General features: G+C 53.4%; 13 protein-coding genes. 3 read left to right on the top strand and 10 right to left on the bottom strand.

The features are described from left to right. Positions 1–374: 374 nt before the first annotated feature. Positions 375–1,160: a hypothetical protein gene (locus tag EI969_RS12795; protein ID WP_160388138.1), complete on the top strand. Its 786-nt coding sequence runs from the start codon at positions 375–377 to the stop codon at positions 1,158–1,160. A gap of 186 nt (positions 1,161–1,346) precedes the next feature. On the opposite strand, the gene EI969_RS12790 is transcribed toward EI969_RS12795, so the two are convergent. The 8 genes from EI969_RS12790 to EI969_RS12755 form a co-directional block, all read right to left on the bottom strand. Then, positions 1,347–2,375, bottom strand: a complete 1,029-nt coding sequence (locus EI969_RS12790) for an ABC transporter permease (protein ID WP_160388137.1) — start codon at positions 2,373–2,375, stop codon at positions 1,347–1,349. Between the two features lie 9 nt (positions 2,376–2,384). Then, on the bottom strand, positions 2,385–3,353 hold the full coding sequence (locus tag EI969_RS12785; RefSeq protein ID WP_160388136.1) for an ABC transporter permease: 969 nt from the start codon (positions 3,351–3,353) through the stop codon (positions 2,385–2,387). After that, on the bottom strand, positions 3,350–4,921 hold the full coding sequence (locus EI969_RS12780; RefSeq protein WP_160388135.1) for a sugar ABC transporter ATP-binding protein: 1,572 nt from the start codon (positions 4,919–4,921) through the stop codon (positions 3,350–3,352). Before EI969_RS12780 ends, EI969_RS12785 begins: the two co-directional genes overlap by 4 nt. A gap of 56 nt (positions 4,922–4,977) precedes the next feature. After that, positions 4,978–6,138, bottom strand: a complete 1,161-nt coding sequence (locus EI969_RS12775; protein ID WP_160388134.1) for an ABC transporter substrate-binding protein — start codon at positions 6,136–6,138, stop codon at positions 4,978–4,980. 208 nt (positions 6,139–6,346) lie between these two features. Continuing rightward, positions 6,347–7,468, bottom strand: coding sequence for an LLM class flavin-dependent oxidoreductase (locus tag EI969_RS12770; protein WP_160388133.1), 1,122 nt, complete (start codon positions 7,466–7,468; stop codon positions 6,347–6,349). A 46-nt stretch (positions 7,469–7,514) separates the two neighbouring features. Continuing rightward, entirely contained in the window at positions 7,515–7,931 is a 417-nt protein-coding gene (locus EI969_RS12765) for a carboxymuconolactone decarboxylase family protein (protein ID WP_154863223.1), read from the bottom strand. A 96-nt stretch (positions 7,932–8,027) separates the two neighbouring features. Beyond that, complete coding sequence (ribB, locus tag EI969_RS12760; protein ID WP_160388132.1) at positions 8,028–8,675, bottom strand: 3,4-dihydroxy-2-butanone-4-phosphate synthase; 648 nt, start codon at positions 8,673–8,675, stop codon at positions 8,028–8,030. A 67-nt stretch (positions 8,676–8,742) separates the two neighbouring features. Then, positions 8,743–9,246: a flavin reductase family protein gene (locus tag EI969_RS12755; protein WP_160388131.1), complete on the bottom strand. Its 504-nt coding sequence runs from the start codon at positions 9,244–9,246 to the stop codon at positions 8,743–8,745. 148 nt (positions 9,247–9,394) lie between these two features. Here EI969_RS12755 and EI969_RS12750 point away from each other — a divergent pair, with 148 nt between their 5' ends. Next, on the top strand, positions 9,395–10,021 hold the full coding sequence (locus EI969_RS12750) for a glutathione S-transferase family protein (protein ID WP_160388130.1): 627 nt from the start codon (positions 9,395–9,397) through the stop codon (positions 10,019–10,021). A gap of 16 nt (positions 10,022–10,037) precedes the next feature. Beyond that, on the top strand, positions 10,038–10,799 hold the full coding sequence (locus EI969_RS12745; RefSeq protein ID WP_160388129.1) for an SDR family oxidoreductase: 762 nt from the start codon (positions 10,038–10,040) through the stop codon (positions 10,797–10,799). Between the two features lie 119 nt (positions 10,800–10,918). Here EI969_RS12745 and EI969_RS12740 read toward each other — a convergent pair whose 3' ends face one another. Continuing rightward, on the bottom strand, positions 10,919–12,160 hold the full coding sequence (locus EI969_RS12740) for an alpha/beta fold hydrolase (RefSeq protein WP_160388128.1): 1,242 nt from the start codon (positions 12,158–12,160) through the stop codon (positions 10,919–10,921). A gap of 208 nt (positions 12,161–12,368) precedes the next feature. Then, complete coding sequence (locus EI969_RS12735) at positions 12,369–13,106, bottom strand: GntR family transcriptional regulator (protein ID WP_160388127.1); 738 nt, start codon at positions 13,104–13,106, stop codon at positions 12,369–12,371. Positions 13,107–13,253 lie beyond the last annotated feature (147 nt).

Here is a 13,253-nt window from a genome sequence, read left to right as displayed (position 1 = left end):
CGAGTTCAAAACCGTATTGACCCAGGGCAGAACCCAGCTTCAGCCCTGGTAGACGTCGTTGAAGCTGCGAACCTCCGCCATAGCCACGAAGGTCACCAGTCCATCCGGGCCAACTCTACCCAGTAAATCGTGCATTTTTTGCATGACAGTTATGCGCCAAAGGCCCGTTACTTTCTGTTTATGCAGCACTTACACTTCACCTACCGACCCAGTCGGGAAGGTACAGGCATGAAAGCTTATTCAGCATTGGGTGGCGTACCTGACAGTCCACCCCATCTTCCTGCTGGCTCCTGGCGAGCTGAAATCCAATATAAAAAATGCGTTCTCGCGCAACTCCCGCGATTTAACTGTTCTCACTTTGCAGGAATCGATCAATGACCCAAGACCTTTGTTCTTCCCAAGGCCCAGACGCATTGTTTTTGCTCGACAACGCAGCGGGTAACTACAAAATCCTGCCTGGCGGTATGGCGTATTGCACCGGCATCGTGCCCCATGAAGGTTTCGAGGTGGTCCGGGTACAGTTGCAGACATGGCTACCACTGGATCAGGCTTATCCATTCATCGAAGCTTTTCTGAACAAAGTCGGTCGACCTGTGCAAGCCTTCTGTGGCATCGAGATGCGCGTGCCAGCGCAATTGACCTCGGAAGACTGGACTAACTTCAATACTCCATACTTGGCGCAATTGCGTCGCTGGGGATTGATGTATGGAGACCTCAGTGGAGTGTGCCGTTCGAACATCGCGCTCGCGGACCACCCACCGCAAACAGCATCTTTGTGTGCCTTCAGCTACACAGCACCTACGACGTCGAAGGACGGAGGCTTTTGTCTGTCTGGCACAGCGGATATTGCGCCGGATGGCAGTGTCATCGCCGAAGGCGACACTAGCACGACGGCCATGCATCAACGTGCCAGGTACACAATTGACGTGATCAGCGCGAGCCTCTCCAGACTGGGCCTGTCGTGGCGAGATGCCAACCAGATCGCGATTTTTCATGTGCATGAGATTCCCAATCTCTGGGAAAGCACGTTACTTGGAGAATTGGGCGAGACACTGAGTCGGGGGGTGGTCGTATACAGGGCACGCCCACCGATTTCGGGTGGTGAAGTGGAACTTGAGGCGAGAGGGGCAAGGCGCGAACTGATTTTGGCAGGAAGTTAGCGTTTTACATTTCACCCACAAGATACACCCTTCAGACCAATTAACTAGTCACTCCTGCCCTCCTGCGAATAACATGCCTTATATTGCAACTCATTAGGCATCCTGCTGTATGAGTTGCACATTATCTGTTCGGCCTGCAGTGCGTTCCATTATGTTAGGAGGCAGCGCCCCTATCACTGCTACTTATCAGATTTGATTACGGATATGAGGAAGACGTGCATATACCGCAACCATGGGCACGATTAGCAATCCAATCACCGCCTGCTGGCCTGCATAAGTCATCCCCATGCCAACCAGCAATGAACTCAGAACGGTGAGTACCAGTACACCCAAAACTGTGGCACCGTACCCCCCCGCGCCCCCCAGAAGGGACGTACCGCCGATGACTACTGCGGCAACGGTGCTGAATAGGTAAGGATCTCCTACACCGACATAACCGCCCCCGGAAAATCCCAGCAGCAGCACACCCGTAAGCGCTGACATCACACCGGCGATACCGTGCACCGCTGTCCAGGTGCGTATTTCCGATATCTGCAGGCGTGATGCTGCAGTACGACTTCCACCGAGGGCATAGATACCCCGGCCAAACCACGTGTTTTTCATAACCCAGATTATGGTAAGGCTAATAACTAACCAAATAATCACAACAGGTGGAATTGGCAGGCCAAAAAACTTTCCGTTAAAAGCCGAGAGGTTAGTGAGCCACGCCGGAACCGGCGCGAAACTATTCCCACCGAATGCAGAACCAAGCGCTGTATAGATCTCGGTTGCTCCAACTACCGCGAAGCCCACACCCAATGACATGATCAGTGCCTGGCCTTGCAATCGATAGCTAAGCAAGCCATTGATGCAACCAACCACCATCCCCAGTGCCAGAATGATGATGATCGCTGCGGCAGGCGGTATTCCGTTATTAAGCAGTCTAGGCAAAAGAATATTGGCGGCGCCGATCACAAATGGAATGGAAAGATCCAATCCACCCAACAGCGAAACCATTGTCTGCCCGATCGACGCCAAGCCCAAGAACGCAGCGAGCAACAGAATCGATCTAGCATTTTGCAAAGAAAGAAATCCACTTACCGTCAATGCACCGCACACTACAAGCATAATCAACAGAGCAGTACCGATGGCGATGGCTCGATTCTCGCGCAGGCTATCGTGCAGTCGGCTCGCGGGGGCTAGCTTCAACTGCGAAAAAAGTTGGAACACAGGCATATGAGACTCCTATCGGGCTCGCACCCGGCTAACCGCCAGTACATTTACCAAGAGGGAAATAATCAGAATTAGCCCGAATGCGAGCTTGGTCGCTGACCCCGAAATAGTCCCAAAGTTGAATGTCGCCAGTAGGTTGGCAATCAGGAACATATTCAAAGCGCCAAGGATCGACCCTATTGCCCCACCACGTCCTCCGGCCAAACTTGCGCCCCCGAGAACCAAAGCCGTCACCGCCTGAAGCGTGTAGGTGCTGCCCTGGGTCGGATCTCCAGAAGAAATTAATGCGGTGTAACTCACTGCCGCCAACCCTACAAAAACTCCACTCAAGATATGAGCACCAATACGTACGGTCTCAATCTTGATTCCCGCGGTATAGGCCATTCTTTCATCGGCCCCAGTCAAGCGCAGATGGGTGTGAAAGGCCGACCTCCAAAAAAGGAACCACAGAGCAATAGCCCCTAACAGCACAAAACTGACCGGGGACAGAAGACTGATACCGGCCCCCCAGCTCATCATCCAATCAGGCGCCAAACCGCCAGCCCGTTGCATGATCAGTAGATTGACGCCTGTTAATATGAGGTAGCTGGACAACGTAACGATGATCGGTGCGACGCGGACATGGATAATGATTAAGGCTTGTCCTATTTGCCACAAGACCCCTACCAACATGGCCCAGCCAAAAATTGCAATTGGATGAGTGACTCCGCTCTTTGTGAGCCAGGCTATCAACGTAACGTTGATGAATCCCATTAACGGGCCCACTGACAGGTCTACGGTTCCTCGCCCTGCCATCACTGTTGGAGTAAGCGCTAGGGTGCAAAGGATCAGAGGGGTCGCCACCAGTACCGCACCCGCCAGACCACTGAACGAAAATAAGTTGGGCGTGCGCAACAACGCCAGCACCGCCAAGGCAAAAAACAGTGCGCAAGGCACCGCAAGGTAGCGATACTGCGCCAGCAATCGTTGTGAATGACTCATGCGCTTACGCCCTCCCGACGGTCAGAAAGCTGATGCTCGCAGGATTCCTGCCCAAACATCGCTGCCAACATTTCATCCTCATTAATAGAGTTGCCACTCAGGGATCGGAAGACCGTGTTTTTTACAAACACTTCAACCCGGTCTACGAACCCCTGGAACTCCTCCATTTCAGAAGACATGTAAATGACCGCACCACCTGCATCGGCGAAGCGTCGTAACTCTGCGTAGAGGTCACGTTTCGTGCCTAAATCGACGCCACGGGCGGGATCGTTCAAAACGATCACCCTCGGGTTGCGCGCAAACGCACGACCAATCAACACTTTCTGTTGATTGCCCCCTGACAGCGACGTGATTTTATTCGACGCCAGGCCGATCTTGATGTGCAGACGACTCACCTCGGCCTGGTAGATCTCGTTGATACCAGACCGTCGAATGACTCCAAGCGGGCCAAGGCAACGGCGGTATATTCCGATAGCCAAGTTTTCGAAGATGCTTTGATCGGGAAAAATTCCTTCGCGTTTTCGATCGCCCGATACATAGGCGACACCCAACCGCTCGGCATCCGCGAGGCTAGACAGTCGGGAGGTACCGTCCTCAGCGTGAACCTCAAGTACGCCGCTGTTAGCCACCTCGATTCCGGCGACTACACGCAAGAACGCATCTTGCCCCTGCCCGTCCAAGCCGGTCACACCGATAATCTGTCCTTGCAGGAGTGAAAAGTTGAACGGTTCGGTACCCGCCGATAACTGCAGATCATTGACCGCCATGATTTGCGGACCCTCGATCCTCCGCGCGGTACCCGCCACGTGGCACGCCGAAATCACCTTGCGCTCGTGCGGCGTCATCATCGCCAGCAGATTCTCTTCAGTGATCTGCGACTTCTCAAGAACGCCGATGCTTTCGCCGTCACGCAAAATCGTTGCACGATCAGCAATGCGTACAAGTTCTGCGATTCGATGCGTCACGATCAAAATTGTTGCGCCGTCAGAGCGCAAACGATCTATTTCCGTGTGCAACCGAGAAGTTGCATCAAGATCCAGCGCCGCGGAAGACTCATCAAGAATCAGCACCTTGGGACAACGCAAAATAGCGCGGGCAATAACAATCCACTGCTTCACACTTAGAGGCAACGTGCCAACCAGTGCATTTATGTCCACTGGTTGACCGACTAAACGCGCCATCAATTCGGCCGCTGCGCTCTCACGTTCTGCTCGGGTAGAGACTGTTCGAAAAAGCTTGTCGTGACCGACATAAAGGTTGTCAAGAACGCTTGCCTCCTGAGCGATGAGAACCTCCTGAAAAATCGTCGCCAGGCCCGCGTCACGTGCCTCAATCGGTGAACGAGGGCTTCGACCCAGAATGGTGACCTCCCCCAGGTCCGGCAAAAGTACGCCGGACATGATTTTTGCCAGCGTGCTTTTTCCTGATCCATTCTCCCCCACTATTGCATGTACCTCACCGGCACGAGCCTCTAGATCCACTCCTTTGAGTGCTCGTGTTTCTCCGAAGGACTTGGCAACACCTTTTAGGCGCACAGTGGTAATACCGACAATCTGTTCAGAACTCATAGCAGGTCCCTTCTTCCAGGCTGGCTAGTTGAGCGTTAAGCGAATTGGCTTTTGGATTAAGGCTTGGGACGCCAAGTGAGCGGATCTTCAGGGCGCAGGAAGTAACCTGCTGCCACTTCCTTTGGCCACCAACCATCATTCGCCGGCTCTAACCATGCCGTAGAGTTGGGATCACAGTTTTGCCCAAGGGCCGCGTTCACTTCATCAATGCTGTAAGTGATAACCGGGCGCGGAATAGATTGAACCTTGGGACCCTGCCCCTCCAAGGTGCGCATCATTACGTCCCAGACCATGCGAGCTTCGGCTCGAGGGGGCCAGAAATGAAAGCTTTGATCAATGAATCCCGGATTGTTGCGCCAGAAACAGGCCGCTGATGCCTCGCCACCCAGCACGACCGGCATCAGGTCGCGACCCGACTGCCGCACAGCATTCAACACACCATTTTCCGAGGCTGACTGCACGACAATGCCATCCACCTTGCCGGGGTTTGTCGCCAGGAATTTTTGCACCTCGACCTGGGCGACCTGATCGGTCCAGTTACCCGCGACATTGCCTACCAGTTTGATACCGGGGAATTCAGCCAATACGCCCTTCGCGCCTGCATCAAAGCTGTCTGAGGATGCAAAACCCGGGATGCCCGACACCAACAGTACATTACCTTTACCGCCGATTTTCTCGGCCAACCATTTACCCGCCGCATAACCGCCTTGGGTGTTATTTTCGGTAACGTTGATGGCATAAGGCGATGTGACATAACCCGAGAAAGAAAATACCGGGACGCCTTTCGAATGGGCATATTCGATCGTCTGATTGATGGCCGTAACATTTGAGCAGCAGATGATGATTGCATCAACACCGCTATCAACCATTTGGCGCATTTGTTGGATTTGGACTGCGTCTTTCAAGTCGGACTGAGTGACGACCAGTTCCGATATAAGCCCTGCTTTTTGATAGGCAGGCAGAATAACATTGGTCATCTCATCCTGAATGGAGGCTCGCCAAGTATTACCCGCATATGTCGAAGCATAACCGATCTTCCAAGGTGGCTGTTTTTTCGCCACAAAATCGCGAAATGCGCTGGGCCCTAAAGGAAGTTGAGGATCAACTCGTTGATAAAGCGCCTGTTGATCTGCGGGTAGTTCATCGACCCCCTTAGCACTAACAGCACTCGCCAGCAAAAAAATTACGGGAATTGCCGCATAAGCAAATCGCTTCATTTCATTGTCCGCCTAATATTATTGTATTTATTATTGACGCCTGACCTCAATACAAAACCAGCAAACTACTGCATCGCCTCCTTTTTTTAAAAGTACACGAATGCGCGCGTGCAAATGTGAGCCACAATTACCACACACGCACAACAATAAATTCTTGACCTACTACTCACAAAAGGTGTTTGCAATCTGCAAACACCTTTCGATAACTTTACTGTCGCAGACCCGCCTGCTTAAGCAAGGGCATGACCCGTTCATTAAAGAAAGGAAGTTCTTCATTATAATCGACCATCGTCAACAGCGTTCCGTCGACACCTGTCTTCTTCAGATCGATCAATCCTTGAGCGACTTGCTCAGGAGAACCTACAATTGGGAAGCCCCCCCAACCCGCGATAAAACGCTCCTTGAACTTCTGATACATTTCCGGAGAGTGATTTTGCGACTGTACTTGCAAGACCTCAGCGAGGTTATCGCACGCCACCGTGTCTCCCTTCTCTTTCACGTAATAATCATAATATTCACGTGCTTCCTTTTCTGTTTCGCGAACAATGACCGGGCACGAGGTAAACGTTCCCAACTCTCGGCCAAACTTTGAGCGAGCCAGTTCTTTAACATGCTTGACCCAGGCAGCGCCCTTTTCCATGTCTTGCATGAAACCAAAGTTGAAGTCACAGTGTTTCGCTGTGAAATCCAGTCCCTTGCCAGACGATCCCGCGCAAATCATTACCGGGCGACCGGCCTTGTTATAAGGCTTCGGTTCCATCACGGCGTCTTTGGTCTTATGGAAGTCGCCATTGTAGTCGACACCATTGCGTTCCCAGAGACCCGCCACGATGTCCATCCACTCATCAGCGTATTCATAACGCTGATCGTGCTCCATCATTTCACGGCCAAACATTTCCATTTCCGGCGTAAACCATCCAGTGACCAGGTTGAGGCCGAAACGCCCCTTGGAAATATGGTCAATCGTGGTCGCCATTTTTGCGGCAACGATCGGGTGAATGGTCGGTACGTGAGTGGTGGAGAAAAATTGCAGTTTGGTGGTCACTGCGGCCATGGCGGCTGCCCATGTGAATGTTTCCATGTTACTGCCGTTGAAGTTTGTCTCCCCACCAAATCCACGCCAGCGAGCGATGGGCACCATACACTCCCAGCCTGCCGCCTCAAGCTGCTTGGCGATTTTGACGTTGTGTTCAAATGTGGGCTCAAACGTTGACTCGGCAGTCGTAATAGCACAGGCATTTGAACAGTTGGTTCCGAAAACGCCCAATTTAAGCGCGTTATCGTTGAACATCGGGTTACCCGTTTCGTGAAAACGTTCCTGCATGTCCATTTTGCAATCCTCTTTTTATTTTTTTAAACGTTGAAGTGCCGTTGGATTAAACGCCCATATCGTCGAAAACTTCCTGTGCCAATCGGAAGCCATCAATGGACGCTGGCACGCCGCAGTAAATAGCCACTTGAAGGAGTACCTCGCGGATTTCTTCTTTGCTCAAACCGTTATTAATAGCGCCGCGCACATGCAACTTCAATTCATGCGGACGATTCAGTGCGGAAATCATCCCCAGGTTCAAGAATGAACGCGTGCGGCGATCCAGGCCCGGACGATTCCAGATAGCATCCCAGCAATATTCGGTTACCAGTTCCTGAACCGGCCAGTTAAAATCGGTCGCCTTTGCGATAGAGCTATCGACATAGGCCTCACCCAAAACTTCACGACGGGTTTTAAGGCCTTCGTGGAATCGCTCGGAAAGTTGGTTTCCGTCGGGTGAAGTGATCTTGGCTTGACTGTTCATTCTATCTTCCTCGAGGTGAGTTATAACCTTCGTAACCATACGGCCACGTAAGCAGCCATCGTGCTAGAGGTTTACGGTTTAAAAAATCATGTAGGTTTATGCAACCAGACTAGGTCTTACATATTGAAACTGAAGAGATTTCCTTGCTTTCCATGCAATTAAGTCGGCAATCGAAATAATGAGGAGTCCGTTATCACGCGCGAAAATCTCCAGGTCCGCACGACGCGCCATGCTGCCGTCGTCCTTCAGGATCTCGCAGATGATGCCCACCGGCGATAGTCCTGCCAGTTCAGCCAGATCCACAGCAGCCTCGGTGTGACCGGCACGTTTCTCAACGCCACCTTGGCGAGCAATGAGCGGAAAAATATGCCCAGGCCGGGCAAGCGACTCAGCCTTGGTTTCAGGTGAGGCGAGTGCTCGGAGTGTCAACGCGCGCTCGGCAGCCGAAACGCCGGTGGTAATCCCTGCGATGAGATCAACCGACACGGTAAATGCCGTTTTCATGGAGTCGGTATTTCGTTCCACCATCAAAGGTAATTCGAGACGGCGTGCGACAGGTTCTGGCATAGGCGCACACACAATGCCTCGACACCGACTCACCATGAATGTCAGCGCTTCTGTCGTCGCGAACGCTGCGGCCATGACGACATCACCTTCATTCTCACGCCCCTCATCATCCACCACGATGACCATCCCGCCAGAGGCAATCACTTTTAACGCGTTTTCAATCGTTGCAAAGACCATAACAACCTCTACTGAACGCTGACGGCATGCCGCTCAAGAGATGAAACCAAAGCGCCAGACAACAGCATCATTTGATGGCCGCGGATCTTGCGAAGCCACCGTTTTCGTAAAGCAACGGGGAGATATCCGGGCGTGTATCGACCCACAGCACTCTGCCAAAGATCACGTCGTGCGAGCCGATGGTTGTGACCGAACTGACCTCGCACACCAGTGAGGCTTGGGCATCCACCAGCACAGGTACACCGTGTTCTTCAATCCATTGACCGTGCTCGAAACGCTCCTCGCCCTTCAACTGGCCGCTGAAAACCGGAACGAGATCGACATGGGAGTGATGGAGCATATTGACCGCGAACCTCCCGCTCTCCTCCAGCGCAGCACTGATGGACGCCGAGCGGTTAACACAGACCAGAATTGTTGCGGGATCAGTAGTCACTGACTGCACAGCTGTGGCAGCCATTCCGAAAGGCTGCCCGAGGTGGCGGGTGGTAATCAGCGAAATCGTCGAGGTCAATCGACGCATCGCTTGTTTGAAGTCGTTAACCAGCTCTGTTTCTTGTTCTTGTTTTTTCATGTCTGCCTCGTCCAAGGAGTCGCATGGGTCATGTGAATCCAAACGTACAGATCGTCAGACAATCTGTCAAAACTATTTTGGCTGATTGACAGATTGTCTGACGATACTTATAAAGAATCTCGAATTTCATTCCACAAAGGACACAGACATGCCACGCACGCTGTTTGGCCACATGAAATCCAGCAATGTCATGAAAGTCGTCTGGCTTATGGACGAGCTGGGCCTTGACTACGAGCGGGTCGATATCGGGAACGTCTTCGGCGGGCTTGAAGAAGACGACTATCGGAGCAAAAACCCGACCAGCCTCGTTCCTACACTGGTCGATGGTGATTTCACGCTTTGGGAAAGCAATGCTGTGCTGCGTTATTTGTGCAACGCCTATGCCCCCGACAGCTCGCTCTACCCCGTGGACCCGAAAAGACGCGGTGTGGTCGACCAATGGTTGGACTGCCAGCAAACTCAGTTGACCCGTCCACAAACGGTGGTGTTTTTTCAGTTGATTCGCACACCATTGGAGAAGCGCGACACACAAGCGCTGGAAACAGCCATTCGGGAAGCTGGCAGAGTGTGGAACTGGATAGAAGCCCGACTCGGCGCGCACGATTACATCTGTGGCAGCGAGATGACCATCGCTGATATTGCCTGGGCCGTGCATGGGCACCGCTGGCTGAACATGGACTTTGCGCGGGCTGACCTGCCCAACGTGAAGGCATGGTATGCGCGAATGCTGACGCACGATTCCTTCCGCCAGAAATGGGCCGGACCGGTGACTTGATCAGGGGATGACGACAATGGAATTAGAAAACAAGGTATGCATCGTGACTGGCGCAGCCAGCGGCATTGGCAAAGCCATCGCGACGATATTTGCGAAGAATGGCGCCTCGGTCATCGTGGCCGATGTGAACGTCGAGGCCGCACAGTCGACCGCGGATGAGATTGGTGCCACCGCTATTGGCTGCAATGTGGCAATCAATGCAGAGGTGCAGGCGTTAGTCGAAACGACGGTTGCCCGCTTCGGCCGTATCGATGTGCTGGTCAACAACGCCGGCTTCGGTCTGACCGGGAACGTTGTCACCATTGAAGAGCAGGATTGGGACCGACTGATGTCAGTCAACCTCAAAGGCATGTTCCTGTGCGCCAAGCATGTCATACCTATCATGGCCCGGCAGAAATCCGGCTCGATCATCAATACCACATCGTATACGGCCACCAGTGCCATTGCTAACCGCACGGCCTATGTTGCCTCCAAAGGCGGCGTTTCAGCGCTGACGCGAGCGATGGCACTGGATCATGCGGCGGATGGCATACGCGTGAACGCCGTAGCGCCCGGCACCATCGACAGCCCTTATTTCGACCGGATCTTCGCTCAATCTGAAACACCGCAAGCGTTGCGTGCAGCCTTGGAGGCACGGGCGGTGATGAATCGAATGGGCAAGCCCGAGGAAATTGCAGAAGCCTTCCTGTTCCTCGCTTCTGACCGCTCTCGCTTTGCCACCGGCAGCATCCTGACCGTGGACGGCGGTTCTTCAATTGGCAACCACTTGGTCGACTGACCCTGTACCTGTGACCTTTGGCCCGGTGAGTAACCGGGCTTTTTTTCGTCTACGAAGTTATCTGCCACAACAGAAAACTGACCCACCCGAGGGCTTGAGGTCAGCTTTCCTGTATTTACTCAGGCCCCCTTCAGCTCGGCCTCACTCACTACATGTTCGAGCCCCTGCATCAGGTAAGGCCGGAAGTTATCCGGGTGCTCCGTCATGGGGAAGTGCCCCAACCCCTCCATGACCAGGTGCAAGGCCCCAGGAATCAAATGGGCTAGTTTGGCGCCATCCGCGGGGGTTGCGGAATAGTCGTAATTACCTGAGAGCAGGGCGACTGGTGTGCGCGCAGCATCGATCCGCGGCGCGGTCTCGGCACCATCGAACTCATCACTGTAAAACGCCAGATCGCCTGGGTAGACACCAGGTCCTCCCTGCGAATAAATCCAACTGGCGCGACGGCGATCCTCAATGGGACTGGTCGGACTCATCAGGCCTCGAACATAAGCGCCGTTGTGTAGCCCCCCATGTACTTGCACATGGTTCTGATAGGGATTTCGGCGGCCACGGGACTGAAAAGGAGGCTCCAGCGCTACAACACCGATCAGGTGTTCAGGGTGCTCCGCTGCCAGCACCAAGGACATTGCGGCGCCCATCGAACCACCGACGACGATGGCGGGGGTGCCTATCACCTGCTCAATAAACGCCGTACACCATTGCTGGTAGCATTCGCTTGTCAGCAAATAAGGGGCACCGTCCCAGTCGCGGGGTGGCATCGATTTACCGTGAAATGGAAGGTCGATCGCATACATGCGAAATTGCCGAGCCATTTCGATATCGGCCATTTGTCCAAAATACTGGCGGCCGTCTGCACCGGCAGTGTGGAGGAACAAGATGGGCACGCCCTCCCCGGCTACCTCGTAATAAATCTCATATTTCTGCCCCAGTACGCTGACAGCGGCATACTGCCCTTGAATTTGCGAAATTGATCGCTGCACGGACATTGCTGGAGCCGCAGGAGTCAGGGTAATCAGTTCGAACAAGCGCTCAAGAAACGGCCGCGCCTGGGCGATCAGTTGCGAATCGCCGCTCACTTCGAAAGCAGGATTGGCAATCTGTAAAGCGGTGAAACTATGGTAGGTCGCGACAGGCGGTACGCACAGCACATGCCCCCATTGCTCTTCGGCGGCCTCGATGCGGATGGCTGGCTGGCCGGAAAAGCCTTTGAACAGATAACCATCGGCAACACTGAGCCCAGTGCTTTGCGATCCGACGCTGAACTCAACGGTTATTGAGAGGCCCGGGGCGAGCCGGCGCAGTTCGAGGTCGGGGTAGGCGTTAACCAGCCTCTCTTTCAAACTGATGAATGCAGTCATTATTTTTCTCCTGCGTCACTCTTGCAGTGACGAGTCATCACGTCAGTGTCTTACAGCCCAAGCGGGGCCGTACCGATTTCAACTGGTCACGCGCTCTTCCGTTACCTGCCCCGAAAGCAGCACACAAAGCACCGGTTTACGGGCAACCGGGCAGCAGAAAAACGGCGCAACCACGTCGTGATGAATATCCAGATTTGCAGACAATCTGTCAATCAGACATAGCGGTATCTTCCTGCTCGACGCTTTCCAAATAATTGATGGCAACCCTGGCCGACAACTCGATGTGTGCTCGGCACGCTTCTGCCGCCTTGGCACCATCCCTCGACTTGATCGCTGTCACGATCTCTTTGATTTCCTTGACTGAGTGCTGGAGGCGACCGGGCTGGGTCATGGAGGTGGCGCGCAACAATGTGATCCGGTTGTGTAACGTGGTCAGCATCTGGACGATGAAAATATTATTGCTGCCTTCCATCAAGCAGACGTAAAACTGGGTCTTGGCTTCAAGCAACGCATCACGCGCAGCCCTCAAACTATCGAGGTCCCGGTCAGGGTATTGCCAATATTGCTGAGCTCGAAACTCGAAAACCGCAGCAGCTTCCTCAAGGCGACGGATCTGCGCATCCGTACCCACCAAGGCGAATTCCTGCCCGGAGAAGCTTTCCAGAAGTCCGCGTACCGCATACAGCTGGCGCGTTTCCTCCAAGGAGATTTTATTCACAGAAGGCCCTTTGTGGGGGTTGCAGGTAATCAGACCTTCCGCCTCAAGCTGTCGTAACGCTTCTCGAATGGATGTACGGCCGACTCCAGTCATCTCGCAAAGCTCACGCTCGACCAGTCGCTGGCCAGGCCGAAGCACACCGGAGGAGATGGCTTCTCGAATCTTGTCTTCTACTAACAAGCGCAGCGTCGCGCCGCGCTTGGGGACTTGGAGGCTTGATTCACTCATCTACGCACTCTCCCTCATATCGTCTTGATTAGGCTATTCACAAAAATGACAATTCAAACTCGGCTTGACGCAACTATCGGAGACGCTGGTGTGCAGCCCAGAATCATACATTTCGCCGAACAGATTGTCTGATTGTATGCGATGAGT

Source organism: Pseudomonas sp. PB101 (assembly GCF_009764265.1).
Classification (GTDB): Bacteria; Pseudomonadota; Gammaproteobacteria; order Pseudomonadales; family Pseudomonadaceae; genus Aquipseudomonas.
This window is presented reverse-complemented; position numbering and strand designations above follow the sequence as displayed.